The 19,371-nt window shown below is 66.4% G+C and carries 17 protein-coding genes, 1 other RNA gene and 2 pseudogenes; 11 read left to right on the forward strand and 9 right to left on the reverse strand.

Annotated elements, in window-relative coordinates:
- Positions 1–270: 270 nt before the first annotated feature.
- The 5 genes and pseudogenes from KHN93_RS16360 to gap form a co-directional block, all read right to left on the reverse strand.
- Positions 271–1,629 carry a DUF3999 domain-containing protein gene (locus tag KHN93_RS16360; RefSeq protein WP_211920793.1) on the reverse strand — a complete coding sequence of 453 codons (1,359 nt, stop codon included), beginning with the start codon at positions 1,627–1,629 and terminating at the stop codon, positions 271–273.
- Positions 1,626–4,085: pseudogene (locus tag KHN93_RS16365) on the reverse strand (DUF2339 domain-containing protein); the annotation flags it as partial. The pseudogene KHN93_RS16365 and the gene KHN93_RS16360, both read right to left, overlap by 4 nt.
- A gap of 99 nt (positions 4,086–4,184) precedes the next feature.
- Positions 4,185–4,406: pseudogene (locus KHN93_RS21820) on the reverse strand (hypothetical protein); the annotation flags it as partial.
- A 184-nt stretch (positions 4,407–4,590) separates the two neighbouring features.
- A complete protein-coding gene (locus KHN93_RS16370) occupies positions 4,591–5,061 on the reverse strand; it encodes a hypothetical protein (protein WP_039512378.1) in 471 nt (156 codons plus the stop codon).
- A 217-nt stretch (positions 5,062–5,278) separates the two neighbouring features.
- Positions 5,279–6,280: a type I glyceraldehyde-3-phosphate dehydrogenase gene (gene gap, locus KHN93_RS16375; RefSeq protein WP_024938165.1), complete on the reverse strand. Its 1,002-nt coding sequence runs from the start codon at positions 6,278–6,280 to the stop codon at positions 5,279–5,281.
- A gap of 507 nt (positions 6,281–6,787) precedes the next feature.
- Here gap and KHN93_RS16380 point away from each other — a divergent pair.
- The 9 genes from KHN93_RS16380 to KHN93_RS16420 all read left to right on the forward strand — a co-directional run bounded on the left by KHN93_RS16380 (position 6,788) and on the right by KHN93_RS16420 (position 13,423).
- Positions 6,788–7,300 carry an SgcJ/EcaC family oxidoreductase gene (locus KHN93_RS16380; RefSeq protein ID WP_039525727.1) on the forward strand — a complete coding sequence of 171 codons (513 nt, stop codon included), beginning with the start codon at positions 6,788–6,790 and terminating at the stop codon, positions 7,298–7,300.
- Positions 7,301–7,551: 251 nt separating this feature from the next.
- Complete coding sequence (locus tag KHN93_RS16385; protein WP_039512380.1) at positions 7,552–8,175, forward strand: OmpW/AlkL family protein; 624 nt, start codon at positions 7,552–7,554, stop codon at positions 8,173–8,175.
- A 119-nt stretch (positions 8,176–8,294) separates the two neighbouring features.
- Positions 8,295–8,909, forward strand: coding sequence for an OmpW/AlkL family protein (locus KHN93_RS16390; RefSeq protein ID WP_166768984.1), 615 nt, complete (start codon positions 8,295–8,297; stop codon positions 8,907–8,909).
- On the forward strand, positions 8,881–9,813 hold the full coding sequence (locus tag KHN93_RS16395; RefSeq protein ID WP_425600156.1) for a S1/P1 nuclease: 933 nt from the start codon (positions 8,881–8,883) through the stop codon (positions 9,811–9,813). Before KHN93_RS16390 ends, KHN93_RS16395 begins: the two co-directional genes overlap by 29 nt.
- A 13-nt stretch (positions 9,814–9,826) precedes the next feature.
- Positions 9,827–10,651 (forward strand): MBL fold metallo-hydrolase, encoded by an 825-nt coding sequence (locus KHN93_RS16400; protein WP_211920800.1) that lies wholly within the window; start codon positions 9,827–9,829, stop codon positions 10,649–10,651.
- A 75-nt stretch (positions 10,652–10,726) separates the two neighbouring features.
- Positions 10,727–11,503: a molybdate ABC transporter substrate-binding protein gene (modA, locus tag KHN93_RS16405; RefSeq protein ID WP_047127728.1), complete on the forward strand. Its 777-nt coding sequence runs from the start codon at positions 10,727–10,729 to the stop codon at positions 11,501–11,503.
- Positions 11,504–11,518: 15 nt separating this feature from the next.
- Positions 11,519–12,205 (forward strand): molybdate ABC transporter permease subunit, encoded by a 687-nt coding sequence (gene modB / locus KHN93_RS16410; RefSeq protein ID WP_181141861.1) that lies wholly within the window; start codon positions 11,519–11,521, stop codon positions 12,203–12,205.
- Positions 12,205–12,819: a molybdenum ABC transporter ATP-binding protein gene (gene modC, locus KHN93_RS16415; protein ID WP_047127145.1), complete on the forward strand. Its 615-nt coding sequence runs from the start codon at positions 12,205–12,207 to the stop codon at positions 12,817–12,819. The genes modB and modC overlap by 1 nt, the downstream gene beginning before the upstream one ends.
- A gap of 46 nt (positions 12,820–12,865) precedes the next feature.
- The gene (locus tag KHN93_RS16420) at positions 12,866–13,423 is read left to right on the forward strand and encodes a flavin reductase family protein (RefSeq protein WP_047127146.1); all 558 of its coding nucleotides are present in this window, start codon (positions 12,866–12,868) and stop codon (positions 13,421–13,423) included.
- Between the two features lie 18 nt (positions 13,424–13,441).
- Here the strand turns inward: KHN93_RS16420 and KHN93_RS16425 are convergent, their stop codons facing one another.
- The 4 genes from KHN93_RS16425 to KHN93_RS16440 all read right to left on the reverse strand — a co-directional run bounded on the left by KHN93_RS16425 (position 13,442) and on the right by KHN93_RS16440 (position 15,820).
- Entirely contained in the window at positions 13,442–14,035 is a 594-nt protein-coding gene (locus tag KHN93_RS16425) for a hypothetical protein (protein WP_104559938.1), read from the reverse strand.
- A non-coding RNA gene (locus KHN93_RS16430) (sX9 sRNA) lies at positions 14,024–14,099 on the reverse strand. Before KHN93_RS16430 ends, KHN93_RS16425 begins: the two co-directional genes overlap by 12 nt.
- Positions 14,100–14,169: 70 nt before the next feature.
- Entirely contained in the window at positions 14,170–15,462 is a 1,293-nt protein-coding gene (locus tag KHN93_RS16435) for a TonB family protein (protein WP_211920802.1), read from the reverse strand.
- A complete protein-coding gene (locus KHN93_RS16440) occupies positions 15,452–15,820 on the reverse strand; it encodes a BlaI/MecI/CopY family transcriptional regulator (protein ID WP_211920804.1) in 369 nt (122 codons plus the stop codon). Before KHN93_RS16440 ends, KHN93_RS16435 begins: the two co-directional genes overlap by 11 nt.
- Before the next feature lie 152 nt (positions 15,821–15,972).
- On the opposite strand from KHN93_RS16440, the gene KHN93_RS16445 reads away from it, so the two are divergent.
- The gene (locus tag KHN93_RS16445) at positions 15,973–17,931 is read left to right on the forward strand and encodes an acetyl-CoA hydrolase/transferase C-terminal domain-containing protein (protein ID WP_211920806.1); all 1,959 of its coding nucleotides are present in this window, start codon (positions 15,973–15,975) and stop codon (positions 17,929–17,931) included.
- A 131-nt stretch (positions 17,932–18,062) separates the two neighbouring features.
- Complete coding sequence (locus KHN93_RS16450; protein ID WP_425600157.1) at positions 18,063–19,238, forward strand: phosphatidylinositol-specific phospholipase C1-like protein; 1,176 nt, start codon at positions 18,063–18,065, stop codon at positions 19,236–19,238.
- The last annotated feature ends 133 nt before the right edge of the window (positions 19,239–19,371 follow it).

Consider the following 19,371-nt stretch of genomic DNA (forward strand, 5'->3'; position numbering starts at 1 on the left):
AATCGAAAAAGCAGCCGGTAGACGTGGCGCCGATGCCTGGGCGCTGCGCGCATGGATGGCTTGGGGCAGCCGTGACACGCTGGCGTTGCGCCCGCGTGCAGGTCGCGGAGATTGCAGCTTGCCTGCCGCGCATATCGCTACCCATACGGCTGGCGATGCGGGGGATGCTCGGTCGAAGACGACGGGCAATGCGGCTGCCTTGGCGACGGGGGATGCCCATTGTCGGACCTTCGCGCCGCAGCGGCAAACCGCGGTGCGATGCGCGGGTCGTCAGGGGCTGCGATCGGTCGCCGAGTTGCGCAGCAGATTCACTGCAAAACCACCGACCAGCAAGGCGCCGCCGACCAGCAGCGCCCATAGCAACCAGCGCTTCCAGTCGCGCGGTGTGGCGGCCGGCTGCAGCGCGGCATCGCCGGCCAGCGGCTGTGCCTGCGCGGCGATGTTGGCCTGCGCCGGTTGCCATTGCGCTCCGCGTTCGCGGCGCAGTGCCTGCAGCATCGAGGCCAGCGGCGCATCGCCACGTTGCAGCCGCGCGCTGCCGGCGACCACCGCATACGGCGGCTGCCCCTGGGCGAGGAACATCAACCGCTCCGGCTGGTAGCCCACACGCAGCGTCGGCAGCGCGGTGCTGCGTCCTTGTGCGGCAAGCAATCGCCACTGGCGATCACGCACCGGGGCCGACAGCTGTTGCGGCGGCGACGCGGCGGCGGTGCCAGTACCCAGGCGATACGCCAACCACGGCCCGGCACGTTGCAGCCATGGCGCGTCATCGGCATCGCGGCTTGCCACGGTCCATTCGACCGCCTCGGCCTGACCGCCGCTGACATCGACCTGGGTGATCGGAAAGCGCCCAGGCAAGGCATACACCACGGCCTTGTCCTGCGCAGTGCCCGGCAATTCCAGCCACTGCGATTGCGGCGGCGTCGAGACGCCGTCCAGTTCCGCATCGACCACGCGCAAGGCCGGCAGCTCGCCGGACACCGGCACGATGCGCAGATAGCGCGCGCCAGCGTCCAACGCGATGCGGCGCTGCTGCAGACGCTGCGCCTGGTTGTCCAGCGCCATCACGGTGGCATCTGCGGCGAGCAGGTGCCAGTCGCGCAGATCGTCGCTGCCTTCCACACGCAGCCGGGCCTGCACCGGCGTATTGCCGTCCCAGTCCAGCCACAGCGCGCGCGGACGATCGCGCAACGCGCTGGCATCGATCAGCCAGCTGCCACCGGTGCCCGCAACGGCAGCGGTGCCGGTGGCGAAGCGGCCTTCCAGCCGACGCACCGCGCCACTGGCATCGCGTTCGGCGATCAGTTGCAGATCGCCGTTGGCAGGCGCCGCACCGGCCGGCAGCGCGAACAAGGGCAGGCGTTGCCGATGCGGCGCGGCAGCCGGCGCGGCATCCACCGGCAAGAGCGCAGCCGGCATCTCCTCGCCACGCGCATCGATCACGGTGACATCGCGCAGCGCCGGGTCATGGGCGCTGCGATAGATCGCCGCATTCAAACGCAGCTGATACATGCCGGCATCCGCGCCGGCCACCTGCAGCGGCCATTGTTGACGATAGTCCTGGCGCACATCGGCTGCCTGCGCCAGCAGTGGCACCAGCAGCAGCCATCCCCATTGCCTCGATTTCATGCCTGATCCTTGTCCACGCCATCGTCTGCGACAGCCTGCTCTTCGGCCACCGGCTGGCGCGGCGGCGCCGGTGCCAGATAGCCCACCACGGTGCACAACAGGCCATAGGCCATGAATGAGCCGATGCCGAGCAGATTGCCCAGATGCTGGCGGTCGACCAGCACCAGCTTGGCCAGCACCAGACCCATCAACAACGCACCACCCAGCCACAGTCCACGCTGACCGCGCCGCGAGCCGATCACCCAGCCCAGCACGCCCAGCACGCTCCAGACGATGGTCAGGCTGGTCTGCGACAGGGTCGCGCCGATCAACCCGGCATCCCACGCCACGCCACCCCAGTGATGCACGCTGTGCAAGGTGGTGCCGGTGATCAAGGCCCAGCCCGACACGCCCAGCGCTGTCACCCGCCAGCGTTGCACGGCCGACGGCGCCTGCGCAGACCAGGCCCAACGCGCCAGCAAAGCCAGCACCGCCAGCTGCGCCAGCTCGGCCGGGTTGAGCACGGGCAGCCACGGCAATGGCGCCGCGCTGACGGGGTCCAGCAGCACGATCAACCAGCCGATGCCCAGCACTGCGAACACACAGCCCAGCAAGGCATTGCGTGCCCGATCGAAACCGGCACCCTGCGGCCACGCCAGCCATGGCCAGCGCAACAGACCCACTGCCGCCACGATCAGCCAGGGTGCGGCCAGCAAGGCGCAACGCCAGCCATTTGCCAGCATGTACGTATCGGCCAGCCAGGCCACGCCCAACGACACCACCAGCGGCCACAGCAGCCACCAGATGAACTGTGCAGCCACCGCGCCTGCGCCGTGCTGCCTGCGCAGGCACCACAGCGCGCGCGTGCCGGCCACGGCGAACGCCAGCCAGGCCAGCGCCCCCCAATGTGCGAACGGTTGCGTATGCGCATGGCTTTGCCACAGCGCCAACGGCGCGGCCAGCGCCAGCCCGAACATCGCCGTCCACACCAGCGCCGTCGCCGGGCGACGCCGGTGCACCTCGGCTGCCAGCCACACGCTGAGCGCGACAAAGCCCAGCAACAGATCCGGCTCACTGCGCAGATCGCCGGCAAAGCGGAAGATCTCGTGCACACCGCACAGCGCCCACCAGCCCAGCCCCCACAGATACGCCACCAGCGCGCGGCGCGGCTGCCCTGCATCGCGCAGGAACCAGGCACTGGCCCAGCCGGCCAGCGCGAGCAGCAAGCTGCTCATGCAGGTGGCGTTGGCAACGGCCACCGTGTCGTAGCGCCATGCGTCCACACCGAAGGCGACCCCGACCGCCGCCAGCAACTGCAACGCCACCCCGCTGAACTGCGGAATCCGGCGCTGCTGCCGCAGCCCCAGCCACAACAAACCGGCGCCTTCGAGCGCGAAGACGCTGGCGGTGGCACGCGCCGACAAGGCCAGCGGCACCGCCAGGGTCGCAAAACCGACCGCCAGCATCGCGTGCGCCTGGCCCAGCAGCCGCGTGGAGGCACGCCGCAGCAACCAGCTGGCTAGTCCGGCGTACAGCGCAGCCACCGCCAGCGCACACAGCGCCAACGGCAGGCGCTCGCCATCCAGCAGGCGCGCCTGCAATGCGAAGGCCACCAGCGGGGTGCCGAACAACAGGCTGCCGTCGATGAGCTTGCCCGCGCTGCCATCGCCACGCCGCGCGTGCAGTACCGGAATCGCCACATACATGGCGAAGAACAACAGCAGGAACGGCTCGGTCGTGGCGAATTTCGCCGGGGTGTATTGCAGCGCACCCCACAGCGTGCCGATGCCGAAGGTGAAGGCGAATCCGAGCAGGTTCAACACCCGCCACGGACGCGTCCAGGCGATCGCCACGATGCCGGCGTTGAGCACCGCGTAGTACGAAAACAGCGCGACATGATTGCCGCTGCCGGTGGACAGCCAGATCGGCGCAAGGAAGCCGGCCAGCACACCCAGCACCGCCAGCGTGCGCGAATCCTGCACCACCGCCAGCACGCACATGCCGGCAATCAGCACCACGCTGATGCCCATCGCCAGACCTGCGCCGAGCAGCCCGTACAACTTGAACGCGGCAAAGACCGTCAGCAGCAAGCCGCCAATGGCGCCGCCCTGCAACGCCAACGCAAAGCCCACCCGCTGCAGCCGTTGCTTCCAGCCGAAGACCAGACCGACGAGCGCCAGCACACTGATGCCGGCCAGCCGCAGCTCGATCGGCATCCGCATCCAGCCCTGGTCGCTGGCGTACTTCAACAGCGACGCCACGCCGGCCAGCAGCACCAGCATGCCGACCTTGACCGGCACATTGCCTTCGGTAAACCAGCGCTTCACTGCGCCGGCCACGCGCGCCAGCGGGCCCGGCCCGGAGGGCACGTCGTGCGCTTGCTGCTCGAACTCGGCAGGCGCAGCGATCAGGGGCGGCGCTTGCACTACGCTGCGCGCCGCCGACAATGCGGGAGCTTCTGCCGGCAATGATGGCGGCACTGGCAGTGGTGCGACCGGCGTCGGCGTCGGCGCGGCTTGCAGATCTGCTGCGAGAGGCAGCTCAGGCTCGCCATACGCAGGCATGCCGACGTCGGACGCCTCTTGCGGCTCCCATGCCCCGGCAGGCGATGGCGTTGGCACTGACCGGTGCACCGCCGCCGCGTCCAAACCTGCTGCGCCGCTGGCCTGCCATTGCGCAAGCCGCTGTTCCAGCGCATCCACGCGCCGCCGCAACCCGGCGATCCACACCAGGGCGATCACCAGCCCTACCGGCACCGCAAGCAGCAACAGCACCACCGTCACAATCATCGTTTCCAACGCACAACCCCTGAGTCGGCATCCGGCCGAATGCGCGAACCATACAGGCTCAGGCCGCCTCTGGGCAGCCAATCACTGGCTGAAGCGCAGCGACGCGATGCCGTCGGTGCCACCTAGCCACACTGGCTACAGGCACGGACATGCACTCCAAAAAAAACGCCCGGAAGAACCGGGCGTCTGATACTTATTCGCGGTAGCCGCTGTCGTTCTTGTTATGGATGATCCAGATCAGGTTGCCGCCGGTGTCCATCGACTTGCCAGCGAAGACCAGGCGCCCCTGGCCCTTGTAGGCCATCTCGTAGCGGTAACGGTCGCCGCCGAAGAAGAACGGGATGAACGCCTTGCCGGTCACGTAGGAACCCTGATCATTCGGCTGACCAATCAGGTCGGTGACCTGCTTCATCGGCATACCGATCTTCAGCTGGGTGAACTTGCTGTCAGGCGCCGGCTTGCCGGTGATCTCGCCTTCGTAATCGTTGATGCCCTTGACCGTTTCGCCATAGCCCGCTTCGACATCGGCCGACTTGATCACCTCACCATCGGCATTCATCCAGGCCGGCGTACCGGTCTGCTTCTTCGCTGCCCAACTGGTCGACGGAGCCGACACTGCAAACACCACACCGAGCGCCAATACGCCCGCCAGAAATTTACTCATGAGTTTTGTTCTCTCGATCCATGGAGTTCCCCGATCCTTCGTACACGACACGGGAACGACCGCCGTGCCAGCAAATTAGCGCACGTGGGCCTCTCAAAGTCCACTTTTCGTAATGACGACGACGCTGCGACGGTAAATGCACACATCACATTCCGGCAGGCACAAAACGAAAGGCCCCGGCATGCCGGGGCCTCTACGCATCGCCTGAGCGCGAGGTTTACTTCGCGACAACCCGCACCATTTCCAGGCACTTATTGGAATAGCCCCACTCGTTGTCGTACCAGGACACCAGCTTGACGAAGGTCGAGTCCAGCGCGATGCCGGCGTCGGCGTCGAACACCGAGGTGCAGGTTTCGCCGCGGAAGTCGGTGGCCACGACCTTGTCTTCGGTGTAACCCAGCACGCCCTTCAAGGCGCCTTCGCTCTGCGCCTTCACTTCGGCGCAGATCTCGGCGTAGGTGGCCGGCTTTTCCAGTTCGACGGTGAGGTCGACCACCGACACGTCCGAGGTCGGCACGCGGAAGCTCATGCCGGTCAGCTTCTTGTTGAGCTCGGGGATCACCACACCCACGGCCTTGGCGGCACCGGTGGAGGACGGGATGATGTTCTCCAGGATGCCGCGCCCACCGCGCCAGTCCTTGTTCGACGGGCCGTCCACGGTCTTCTGCGTCGCCGTGGCCGCGTGCACGGTGGTCATCAGGCCGCGCTTGATGCCCCACTTGTCGTTGATCACCTTGGCCAACGGCGCCAGGCAGTTGGTGGTGCACGAGGCGTTAGAGACGATCGCTTCACCCTTGTAGGTGTTGTCGTTGACGCCGAACACGAACATCGGCGTGTCGTCCTTGGACGGTGCCGACAGGATCACCTTCTTGGCGCCCGCGTCGAGGTGCTTCTGCGCGGTTTCCTTGGTCAGGAACAGGCCGGTGGACTCGATCACCACGTCGGCGCCGACTGCATCCCACTTGAGGTTGGCCGGATCGCGTTCCTGGGTCAGGCGGATCTTGTTGCCGTTGACGATCAGCGTGTTGCCGTCGACCGACACATCGGCCTTGAAGCGGCCATGCACCGAGTCGTACTGCAGCATATAGGCGAGGTAATCGGGCTCGAGCAGGTCATTGATGGCCACGATCTCGATGTCATTGGCGAAGTTCTGCACCGCAGAGCGCAGCACGTTGCGGCCGATGCGACCGAATCCGTTGATGCCAACCTTGATTGCCATGTTCACTAGCTCCTGCGGCCGCGATGGCGCGGCGGATGGAAAGGGACCGCCATTCTAGCAGCGTCGCACTCGTGCAGCCGTGCTGCCGCCAGCGCTGCAGCATGAGGCGCTAGGACGTTGTGCCGTGGTGCATGCGTGGTGCATGCGTGGTGGGGATTGGGGAATCGGGAATCGGGAATCGGGAATCGGGAATCGGAAGGTGGACACGCTATGTGGGTGCCGTCAATCGACAAGGTGATGAGCATCGGTGCTGCCGGAGCGATGCGGTGGGGCTGACGCCTGCCTGACTTGAGGGCCCGCGACGATCTGAGGTGCGGCACGGACGCGACAATCGAAACCACGCCTGATTTTTCGATATATTCATTTTAATTCAATCACTTACTTTTTACGTCGATACGCTGAAAGGCGTATCGATGCATATGCCGAACAGCAGTATTTCGGCGCTCCGTGGATTTCGATACTGGCCCTGCCTGCTGAGGCACCCATCCATCACAACGGAGATTCCCCATGCGTCGCACCCTTCTCTCTCTGGTTCTGGCCCTGGCCGCCACCCCGGCGCTGGCTGGCGGCGTGATGCACTACACCGAAAAGGCCTCGCTGCCCGCCGATGGCGAAGCGCGCGAAGTCGCTGCGCTGTTCGACACCTGGAATGCGGCGCTGGCCACCGGCAACCCGCACAAGGTGGCGGACCTGTACGCGCCGGACGGCGTGTTGCTGCCGACCGTCTCCAACGAAGTGCGCGCCTCGCGTGCGCAGATCGAAAAGTACTTCGAGATGTTCCTGACCAAGAAGCCGCAGGGCGTCGTCAACTACCGCACCGTGCGCGTGCTCGATGACGACAGTGCAGTGGATGCCGGCGTCTATACCTTCACGCTGACCGACAAGGACGGCAAGAAGAGCAAGGTGCAGGCGCGCTACACCTTCGTGTACGAAAAGCGCGACGACAAATGGCTGATCATCAACCACCACAGCTCGGCGATGCCGGAAGTGGATGCGCCCAAGCTCGCCAAGGTCAAGTAAGTGCGCGAGCGCTGCAGCCATCCGCTCGCTGCCTGCTCCACCGCGCACGCAGGCGCATCGCGTTGCAGACCGGACGCGATGCGCCGGTGCGATCACCGGCATGGCGCAGATCGCTGCTGTCGCTGCCGGTCCCTGCTCGCGTCCGCGCATGACCCACAGCGTCCTTGCGCGGACGGATTGATCAGGATCAAGGCATCCAGCGTGCAAACCATCAAGACTTCTTCCATCCCCTGCACACAACGAGAGTTTCCATGCGCATGCGCTCTACCCTTCTGCTCGCCGGCCTGGCCGCCAGCTTCGCCAGCGTCCCCGCACTGGCTCAATCCAAAGGCGACTGGACCGTTGCCGTCGGTGCCCACCAGGTCGCTCCCAAGTCCGATAACGGCCGCCTGGTCGGCGGCACGCTGGAGGCGGACGTCGGCAAGGACATCAAGCCGACCTTCACCGCCGAATACTTCATCGCCGACAACCTGGGCATCGAAGTACTGGCTGCGCTGCCGTTCGAGCACGACATCGCGCTCCGTGGCCTGGGGCGTGTCGGCAGCACCAAGCATCTGCCGCCGGTGATCTCGCTGCAGTACCACTTCAACAGCCAGGGCAGGCTCTCGCCGTTCGTTGGCGCGGGCATCAACTACACCCGTTTCTTCAGCACCGACACGCGCGGCGCGCTGGCCGGCAGCGAGCTGGAACTGGACGATTCCTGGGGCCTGGCACTGCACGCGGGCGTGGACTACAAGCTCAGCGACCGCGGCGCGCTGCGGGTGAACCTGCGCTGGATCGACATCGACACCGAAGCGCGCCTCGACGGCAACCGCATCGGCACGGTCAACATCGACCCGCTGGTCTACGGCGTGGCCTACGTGCACCGGTTCTGAGCCCGGCAGCGTGCGCGATGCATCTCTGGCACACTTGGCGTCCAGGGACGTGAATCCACCGCCGGAGTTGCGGACAGGTTGGTCACGTCGACCGCCTGTCCGACCTATCCGGGGATTCCATGAGCATGCTGATCCGTACCGCCCTCGCCATCGCACTGGCCGCCTCGGCCACACCCGCCCTTGCACAATCGGCCGGCCACTGGACTACGGGCTACGGCGCCGGCTATGTCTCGCCCAAGTCCGACAGCGGCAGCTTCGGCGGCACGCGTGCCGAGATCAAGGGCGCCCCGGCGCTCTCGTTCACCTACGAATACTTCCTGCGCAACAACCTCGGCATCGAGGTGCATGCCGCGGTGGCGGGCAAGCACGATCTGGAGCTTGAGGGTGTCGGCAAGGTGGGCAGCTACTGGTCGGTGCCACCGAGCGTGCTGTTGCAGTACCACATCAATGGCTACGGCACGGTGTCGCCGTTCGTGGGTGTCGGCATCAACTACACCACGTTTGTCGGTGAAGACGTCGATGACGCCTTCGGCAATGGCGACCTGAGCTTCGACGACTCGGTGGGCGCCACCGCGCATGTCGGTGTGGACTTCATCTTCAACGATCGCAGCGGCCTGCGGGTGGACGCGCGCTGGACGAATTCGCGCAGCAATGTCGACTTCAATGGCAGCCGGCTGGGCAAGGCGCGGATCGATCCGCTGACCTATGGCGTGTCGTACCTGGTGTACTTCTGAGCATGCCGCTGACGCCACGCTGAGCCGTGGCTGTGTTCGACCGGAGACGGCCATCAAACCGTCCCGGACCGATGCGTACAATTGCCGGATGAAGACCTTCTCCCCTCGCATCCTCCTTGTTGCCGCAACCGTGGTCGCGGCCCTTCAGCCCATCAGCGCCTTCGCCTGGGGGCCGCAAGGCCACCGCCTGGTGGCGCGCATTGCCGAGACCGAACTGAGCCCGCAGGCGCAAGCGCAGGTGGCGCAATTGCTCAAGGGCGAAGCCAACCCGACATTGGCCGGTGTCGCCAGCTGGGCCGACGAGCTGCGCGAGCACGACCCGGAGCTGGGCAAGCGCTCCGGGCCCTGGCATTACGTCAATCTTGGCGAGCACGACTGCACGTATGTGCCGCCGCGCGACTGCCCGGACGGCAACTGCGTGATCGCCGCGCTCGACCGGCAGACCGCGCTGCTTGCCGACCGCAGCCAGCCGCTGGACGTGCGCCGGCAGGCCCTGAAGTTCGTGGTGCATTTTGTCGGCGACATCCATCAGCCGATGCATGCCGGCTACGCACACGACAAGGGCGGCAATGAATTCCAGCTGCAGGTCGCCGGCAAGGGCAGCAACCTGCATGCGCTGTGGGACAGCGGCATGCTCAACGACCGCCATCTTGATGACGATGCGTATCTGCAACGCTTGCTGGCGTTGCCGGCGACCGCTGCGACATCGCCGGTGCTGCCACCGCCGGCTGCGGCATGGGCGCAGGCCTCCTGCAAGATCGCGGTCACGCCCGGCGTCTATCCGAGCAAGCACGTGTTGCCGGACGACTACATCGCGACCTATCGTCCGCTTGCCGAGACCCAATTGCGCGAGGCTGGCGACCGACTGGCCGCCGTGCTCAATGCGGCGCTGGCCGCGCCCTGAGATGGAGACGCCGATGCAGCCCGAGGTGCTTGCGTTCTTCCACGCCGACAGCAACACCTTCACCTATGTGGTCGCCGACGCGGCGACCGGGGCGGCAGCGGTGATCGATCCGGCGCTGGACTATGCGGCCGACACCGGCCAGGTCGGCACGCGCGCCGCGCAAGCCATCGTCGATGCCGTCGCCCAACACGGCTGGCAGGTGCAGTGGCTGCTGGAAACCCATGCGCATGCCGATCACCTGTCTGCCGCGCAGTGGTTGAAGCAGCACTGGCCGCAGGCACGCATCGGCATCGGAGAGGGCATCCGCGATGTGCAGCAGACGCTTGCGCCACGTTGTGCATTACCGGACGACTTCCGTGCCGATGGCTCGCAGTTCGATCACCTGTTTGCCGATGACGAGCGCTTCGAGCTCGGCACGCTGCAGGTACGTGTCATCGCGGTGCCCGGGCATACCAGCGACAGCATCGCCTACCTGATCGGCGATGCGCTGTTCCCCGGCGATTCGTTGTTCATGCCGGACGCCGGCACCGCGCGCTGCGATTTCCCCGGCGGCGATGCACGGCAGCTGTTCGCCTCGATCCAGCGCATGTACGCGCTGCCGGAAGACACACGTGTGTTCGTCTGCCACGACTACGGCCCGGGCGGCCGTGAGGTGGCGTACCAGACCAGCATCGGCGAGCAGCGGCGCAGCAATATCCACGTGCGCGACGGCGTGGAGATCGATGCATTCGTGGCGCAGCGCCAGGCCCGCGATGCCACGCTGCCCGAGCCCAGGCTGATCCGGCCGGCATTGCAGACCAATCTGCAGGCCGGCCGCTGCGACGGCGTGCTTGGCTGACGCGCCAGCGTCGCCACCACGCGGCGCATGACGCGCAGCCGCTATGATCGCTGCCTGACCTTGCTGGAGCTTCCCATGCGCACGATCGGTTTTTGGCAGCGCGCGTTCTGCGTGCTGATGCTTGCCCTGCCCGTCCTGGCCACTGCGCAGACCGCGCCGGTGACGGTGTTTGCCGCAGCAAGCCTGAAGGAATCCATGGACGAGGCCGCGGCCGCTTACGAAAAGGCGACCGGCACGCCGGTGCGCGTCTCCTACGCCGCCAGCTCAGCACTGGCGCGCCAGATTGAGCAAGGCGCACCGGCGGACGTGTTCTTTTCGGCCGACCTGGAATGGATGGACTATCTGCAGCAACGCGGCCTGGTCGTGCCGGCGCAGCGTCACAACCTGCTCGGCAATACCCTGGTGTTGATCGCCCCGGCCACCAGCAAGCTGCGCGTGGATCCGCGCCAGCCCGGCGCGATCGCCAAGGCGCTCGGTGACAGCGGTCGGTTGGCGGTTGGCCAGACCAACAGCGTGCCGGCCGGCAAGTATGCCGCCGCAGCGCTGCGCAAACTCGGTCAGTGGGATGGAGTAAGCAATCGCCTGGCCGAGTCGGAAAGCGTGCGCGCCGCATTGATGCTGGTCTCGCGCGGCGAAGCGCCGCTGGGCATCGTGTACGGCTCGGATGCACGCGCCGAACCCAAGGTCCGCGTGGTTGCGACCTTCCCTGCCGATAGCCACGATGCCATCGTGTATCCGGTGGCTGCGTTGAAGAACAGCAGCAATGCCGGCACGGCCGCGTTCGTGCAATGGCTGGGCAGCAAGCCGGCCAGGGCGATCTTCGTTCGCCGTGGTTTTTCGTTGCAGGATTGAGGCGCACCGTTGTCGATGTTCACCCCGCAGGAGCTGACCGCGATCGGCCTGAGTCTCAAGGTCGCCATCGTTGCGGCCATCGCCAGCCTGCCGCCGGGCATCGCCTGCGGCTGGCTGCTGGCGCGGCGGCGCTTTCCGGGCAAGGCGCTGCTGGACGCCCTGCTGCATCTGCCGCTGGTGATGCCGCCGGTGGTGACCGGCTATGCGCTGCTGGTGGTGCTGGGCACGCAGGGGCCGGTTGGCAGCTGGTTGCTGGAACACCTCGGCATCCAGTTCGCGTTCCGCTGGACCGGCGCGGCGCTGGCATGCGCGGTGATGGGATTTCCGTTGATGGTGCGCGCGATCCGCTTGTCCATCGAAGCGACCGACCGCCGTCTTGAAGCAGCCGCCGCCACGCTCGGTGCGGGTCCGTGGCGGGTGTTCTTCAGCATTACCTTGCCGCTGGCCTGGCCGGGCCTGGTCGCCGGCATGGTGCTGGCGTTCGCCAAGGCCTTGGGCGAATTCGGCGCGACCATCACCTTCGTGTCCAATATTCCTGGCGAAACCCAGACCTTGTCGTCGGCCATCTACGGGCTGATGCAGGTACCGGGCATGGAATCGGGAGTGTGGCGGCTGGCCAGCGTTGCGCTGGCAATCTCGCTGGCGGCACTGCTGCTGTCCGAGTGGCTGGTGCGCAGGCCGCATCCGCGCGAGGACGGCTGATGCTCGATATCGACCTGCAGCTGCAGCGCGGCAATTTCCAGCGGCATCTGCACATCCAGGACCAGGCGCGGGTGGTGGCCTTGGTCGGTCCTTCCGGTGCAGGCAAGACCACGGTACTCAATGCCATCGCCGGGCTGGTGCAACCACAGGCCGGGCACATCCACATCGACGGGCGCTGCCTGTACGACGCCCGGCAAGGCATCAACCTGCCCACGCACAAGCGCAGGATCGGCTACGTGTTTCAGGATGCGCGGCTGTTCCCGCATCTGGATGTGCGCCGCAATCTGCGTTACGGCCGGCATGCCCGTGGTACGGCGCCATTCGGTTTCGACGATGTGGTGGCGCTGTTGGGGATTGGGCCGTTGCTGCAACGCCGGCCGCGCAATCTGTCCGGAGGCGAAGCGCAGCGCGTGGCGATCGGCCGCGCCTTGTTGTCGCAACCGGCGATCCTGTTGTTCGACGAGCCCTTGTCGGCACTGGATCAGGCGCGCCGCGAAGAGCTGATTCCCTACCTGCAACGCGTGCGCGACGAGATCCGCCTGCCGATGCTGTATGTCAGCCACAATCCCGACGAGGTGCAGCGCATCGCCGATAGCGTGCATGTGCTGGAATGAGCGCATCGGCATTGTCGATCACCGCATTCAATCAGTTGGTGTGTCCATGAAACAGTATCGAAAGCACGCATTCCCGGTGGAGCAGGCGCGCCGCTTCCTGGAACCGGGGCCGGTGGTGCTGGTGAGCTCGGCCCACAAGGGCCAGCGCGACATCATGACCATGGGCTGGCATATGGTGCTGGAGTTTTCGCCCTCGCTGATCGCGTGCTGCATCGCCCCCGGTAACCACAGTTTCGAACTGGTCCGGCGCAGCAAGCAATGCGTGATCAACCTGCCGACGGCCGAGCTGCTCGACACCGTAATTGGCATCGGCAACAGCAGCGGTGCACAGATCGACAAGTTCGACCACTTCGGGCTGACTGCCGTGCCCGGCCAACGGGTCGCAGCGCCGGCCATCGCCGAGTGCTACGCCAGTTTCGAATGCCGCCTGCACGACGGCCGGCAGATCAACCGCCACGCGCTCTTTGTCTGGGAAGTGGTGAACGCGCAAGTGGCCAAGCGGCCTGCGCTTCCCAGGACGGTGCACTACCGCGGCGATGGCCGCTTCATGCTGTCCGGCGACGAAGTCTCGCGGCGGCGCCTGTTCGCACCCGACATGCTCTGATCGCAGCGATGCGCGCGCTCAACGCGCCACCTTGCCGGTGCGCACGCTGACCTTGCCCTGCCGCACTTCGAAGGTGAACGCGAACGACAGCGTCACCGGTACCGGCTGCTGGCTGATGGCGCCGCTGCAATCGTCCAGCGCGGCCGGCTGCGCCCCACCTGCGGCAAACGTGCACAGCGCGGCCGGAACGAACTGCCATTGCTGCACCGTGGTACGCACCGACTGCACCAGATCAGCATTGTCCGGCAACAGACCGGCCGCACATTCGTCGCGATCGGACATGGGGTCGACGCGCTGTACCGCGCCGTCGGCGGTCAGGATCACATGCGCGCACACGGTGGTCGGCGGCAAGCTCTGCCGCGGCGAATCGGCCGGCAACACCGGCGCATCGCTGCGCAGCGCGCGCGGCATGCGGAAGCGCTGCGCCGGCGCCAACGTGTAAGACTGGATGGAGCCGCCACCACCGCCGCCCGGTTGCGCGCTCAGCATGCGCTGGTCCACCGAATCTTCGCGCTGGCTGCGCTGCTGTTCCTGCACGCCTTGCGTTGCACATGCGCCAAGCGACAGCGCCAGGGCTGCGGCGCAGATCGACGCAAGGGCGGCTGACAACATGTGGCGAGCAGTCGTCAGGTGGGCATGGCCAGCGCGCAGGAACCGGGGTGTACGAGTGGTACATGCCAATCCTGGGCACCGGCCCCGCCCGCCTGACAGTTGTGCAGTCGTTTTGCTGGTTGCCCTGGATTGCATCACGGCCTCTCCTGCATTGCGCAGCCTGCTGAAGCACAACCGGCAAGGCGGTTGGACGCTGGCGCCTCCAAGCGCGCGGCGCCGGCATCGGTAGACGTTTGCTCCGGCGCGTCCATTTCGAACTTCACCGGCACGCGCACCGTGGCAGCAATCGGCTTGCCATGTGCATAAACAGGTTTCAGCCGCCACTGGCGCGCTGCCTCCAGCACCGCTTGATCGAACACGCCGGCCGGCCTGCTCTGCACGACGTCGATATGCTGCGGCACGCCGCCAGGGTCGATGTCGATCTGCAGTTCGACAAAGCCCTCGATACCGCCGTCAAACGCGGCTGCCGGATATCTCGGTGGCTGCATCGTGGCGAAATCCACCGCGTTGCCGGCCGCCAGCGCCGGTTGTGCCGCTAACGCAATGCGTGCCGGCTGCAGGGCCCAGGCGGCGGTGCTGCCCCCCGCCGCCAGCAGCAGAACCATCGCCACGCGCCAACGCGCACGTCCGGCAGCGATGGGGGAACCGCGCAGCGCCGCAATCCGCTGCGTCAACGGATGCGATGCAGCCCAGTGACAGGCGAGCGGCGTAAAGTCGCCTCCAAGCTGGGTCTTGAGCATGGCGGTGGCGTAACTGCGGCGCTTGCCCGGATGTCGCGCCAGCACGGCCGCATCGCAGGCCAGCTCCTGGTCCAGCCGGAACGCACGCCAGCCCAGATGCATCAGCGGGTTGAACCAGCCGATGCAGAGCATCAACGCCGCCAGCAGGTTGGCGTGCAGGTCGCCGCGGCGCAAATGCATGCGCTCGTGCGCCAGGATCAGGGCGCGCTCATCGGCGTTGTAACGCTCACTGAAATCCGCCGGCAGCACGATGCGCGGACGCCAGAGTCCCAACGATGCAGGAAGACCGGCGTCGCGCGCGGCCGACCAGAGCCGGTCGTCGAGCCGGTGCAACGGCCCCAGGCTGCGCATGAAACGCCGTTGCCGCGTCCGCAATCCGATCGCCATCACCACCGCGCCGCCCAGCCACGCTGCTGCCAGCCATGTTGCCCACGCACGACCTTCGTCATGCACGCTGGAGAGCGCCGGCATGGCGGTCAGCGCCGGCAATCCCGGCACCGCGATGCCGAGAGACGGGCCGGGCAACAAGGCTGCCACCAGGGCCAGCGGGACGCAGGACCAGATCGCATACGCCGCGCCGGCACCCGACAGCTTGCGCAGTGGGCGACGCAGGAGCAGGCAGACCAGCAGCGCAGCGGTGAGGTACAGCGTTACGCGCGACAACAGGACCCAGGCCTCAGGGTTCATCGTCCAGCTCCTTGATCAGTCGTTTCAGTTCCGCGATATCGGACGCACTGAGTTTTCCGCGCTCGCTGAAGTGCGCCACCAGCGGCGCCACCCGTCCGCCGAACAGGCGCTGTAGCAATCCTTCGCTCTGCTGCTGCACCCATTGCTCGCGCGCCAGCACCGGCGAATAGAGATAGCGTCGCCCTTGTTTGACCGCGCAGATGGCGCCCTTGCCAAGCAGGCGGTTGAGCAAGGTCTTGACGGTGGGCTCGGCCCAGTCGCTGTGGCCTGCCAGCGCGGCGACCACGTCGTCGGCGCTGCGTGGCGCCGCATCCCAGAGCACCTGCATCACCACCGCTTCGGCGTCACTGATCGACATGCGATTACATCCGTAATTTTTATCGATTACGCATGTAAAACTTGCGCCTGTCAAGCGCGTTTTCGATTGTCTTGCGGGAAATGCATGCGCCGACCCGGCCTTGCCGGCGATCCAGATACCTGCCCCGCCATCGCCTCGGCTACCCTGCACCGATGACCGAACACCTCACCGACCTGCCCGGCGCGGTTGCGCACATCCTGCAACGTCTCGATGGCCCGCTGCGCGTTGGCGCGCCGCTGGGCATCGGCAAGCCGCACCGGTTGTTGAACGCGTTGTATGCGCAGCTCAAGCACATGCCGGCGCGGCCGCTGGCGCTGTACACGGCGCTGTCGCTCAATCCGCCCAAGCCCGACGCGGGACTGGAGGCACGCTTTGCGGCGCCGTTCATTGCGCGCCATTTCGGCGAGGATTTCCCGCGTCTTGCCTATGTCGATGACATGCTGCGCGATGCGCTGCCGGCGCATGTGCAGGTGGAAGAGTTCTACATGCAGTCCGGCGGGCTGCTGCACTCCACCCAGGCGCAGGCCGACTATACGAGCCTCAACTACACCCACGCTGCCGCGGCGGTGGCGAAGCGCGCGCCGAACCTGATCGTGCAGAAGGTGGCGCGCGAACCGGGCGGCACGCGGCTGTCGTTGTCGTGCAACAACGACATCACCCAGGACACGCTGGAGGCGGTGCAGGCGCTCGGCCTGCCGCGCCCCATGCTGGTGGCGGAAGTGGACACGCAACTGCCGTGGATCGGCGGAACCGCGGCAGTGGAGGAGGCGTTCTTCGATCTGGTGATCGACCTGCCCGGTCCGTCGCCGCGCCTGTTCGGGTTGCCCAGGCAACCGGTGAACAGCGTCGACTACGCCATCGGCTTGTATGCCAGCGCGCTGGTCCGCGATGGCGGCACCTTGCAGATCGGCATCGGCACCCTGGCCGATGCGCTGAGCCATGCGCTGGTACTGCGACATACCGACAACGCCACCTACCGGCGCGTGCTGCAGGCGCTGGACCCGGAACTTGAGCAGCATCCTGCGGTGCGCGCCAGCGGTGGCCTGACGCCGTTCGAGATCGGCCTGTACGGCTGCAGCGAAATGCTCAACGAAGGGTTCAAGCAGTTGGTGGACAGCGGCGTGATCCGCCGCAAGGTGCACGATGATCTGGCGCTGATGCAGCGCATCGCCGACGGCAGCGCCGATGCGGCCGATCACGCGCGCCTGGCCCGCGAAGGCGAGTTTCTGCATGGGGCGTTCTATCTGGGCTCGCCGGATTTCTACCAGTGGCTACGCGAGCTGGATGCGGACACGCGCGATGCCATCGGCATGCGTCGCATCAGCGAGATCAATCAGCTGTATGGCGGCAACGAAGCGCTGGAGCGACTGCAACGCCGCGATGCGCGCTTCTTCAACTCCTGCATGATGGCCACCGCGCTCGGCGCGGCGGTGTCCGACGGGCTGGAAGATGGCCGTGTGGTTTCCGGCGTCGGCGGCCAGTACAACTTCGTGGCGATGGCACATGCCTTGCCGCAGGCGCGCAGCGCGTTGATGCTGCGGGCCACGCGCGACGCCGGTGCACACGCAGCGAGCAATGTGCGCTGGAACTACGGGCACACCACCATCCCGCGCCATCTGCGCGATCTGTACATCACCGAGTACGGCATCGCCGACCTGCGCCACCAGACCGATCAAGATTGCGTGCTGGCGATGGCCGGCATCTGCGATGCACGCTTCCAGGACGCGTTGCTGGCAACCGCCAAGGCATCGCGCAAGCTGCGTGGCGACCCTGCGCTGCCTGCGCGTGCGCAACGCAACACGCCGCAGGCACTGGAACAGGCGCTGGCGCCATTCCGCCGCGATGGCAGCCTGCCCGACTACCCGCTCGGCAGCGACTTCAGCGAGGTCGAGCAACACCTGCTGTGCGCCCTGAGCTGGCTCAAACGCACAACCGCCGGCAATAGCGCAAAGCTGATGACCGTCTGGCGCGCACTGCTGTCACGCGAGAGCGGCGATGCATACGATGCCGCCGCTTTGCAACGGATGGCACTGGATGCGCCACGCAGCATCGGCGAACGCGTGCAGGCACGGCTACTGGCGTATGCCTTGCGGAAGACCAGAGTGCACTGAAACGCCCGTGTCGCGAAAAGCGATGCCATGGCGCGTTTTTCGCACTGTGACGCACGACGGCAATACGGCGGAAAGCCTTGCGTCAAATTTGGCCCGGATGATGGCGACCACCTTCTTTCCGGCCTGGCTGCATGCGCTGCTTACTCGTTGTTTCGGCTGTGAATCCAGGCGATGACCGCACAGCGAAGCCATCACGCGCAAGGCGAAGCAACACACGTAGCGCTGCATTCCTTGGCCTGCTGATGCTGGTCGGCGTGACCGCGCATGCCGCGCCTCGCCTCACCGATCTGCAATACATCGGCAGCCACAACAGCTACCACGCCGGCTTCGCCCCCAGCGAAGCGACACTGCTGCAACAACTGAGTCCGGAGCTGTTCGCGGCACTGGATTACCGCCATCCCCCGCTGAGGCAACAACTGGACGATGGCGTCAGACAACTCGAACTGGATGTCTTTGCCGACGCCAACGGTGGTCGCTACGCACACCCGGCCATCGTCGCGCAGATCGCCAGGGCCGGCTTGCCGCCCGCACCGCCCAGCGCACCGGCCGGAGTGATGAGCAAACCCGGCTTCAAGGTCATGCACGTGCAGGACGTGGACCAGCGCAGCACCTGCCAGCCCTTGATCGCGTGCCTGCAGGAAGTGCGCGCGTGGTCGAAGCAGCACCCCCGGCATGTGCCGATCTTCATCCTGCTGGAAACCAAGCAGGCGCCGGTGCAACTGGCGTTTCCGACCGTGCAGCCGGAGCCGTTCAATCCGGCGGCGATGGATGCATTGGATGCCGAACTGCGCTCGGTGTTTCGACCCGGCGAGTACCTCAGCCCGGATCAGGTCCGTGGCAACGCAGCCACGCTCAACGCCGCAGTGCTTGCGCATGGCTGGCCGTCGTTGAGCGAGGCACGCGGCAAGGTGGTGTTCCTGCTCGACCAACGCGCGGCCGGTGCCAGCTACCTGCCCGGGCATGCGTCGCTGCGCGGACGCGTGTGCTTCACCAATGCCGTGCCTGGCCAAGACGATGCCGCCTTCACCGAACTCAACGATGGCCCTGCCGAGACGATCACCCGATTGGTGAAGGCCGGCTACCTGGTGCGCACGCGTACCGACGCCGACCTGAAGGAAGCACTGCAACACGACACCACCCGCCGCGACCGCATGCTGGCCAGCGGCGCGCAGTTGCTCAGCACCGACTTCCCCGCACATGAGCCGGCCGACAACGGTTACGTGGTGCGCTTCGAAGGCGATGCGGTCGCACGCTGCAATCCGCAGCTGGCGCAGGCGCACTGCAAGGGCGTCGACCTCGGGCACTGAGTCGCAGTCACTGCCGTCGTCGCAATCTCCGCACCACACACAGACCTGTCGCAACGGAAGGCGTCGGCGATGCACACCCGCACCCGCGATACGGGGGCCGGGCACTCCACCTTCTCCAACCACGCGAGCCATT

It is taken from the genome of Xanthomonas arboricola pv. juglandis (assembly GCF_905367715.1).
GTDB lineage: Bacteria > Pseudomonadota > Gammaproteobacteria > Xanthomonadales > Xanthomonadaceae > Xanthomonas > Xanthomonas arboricola.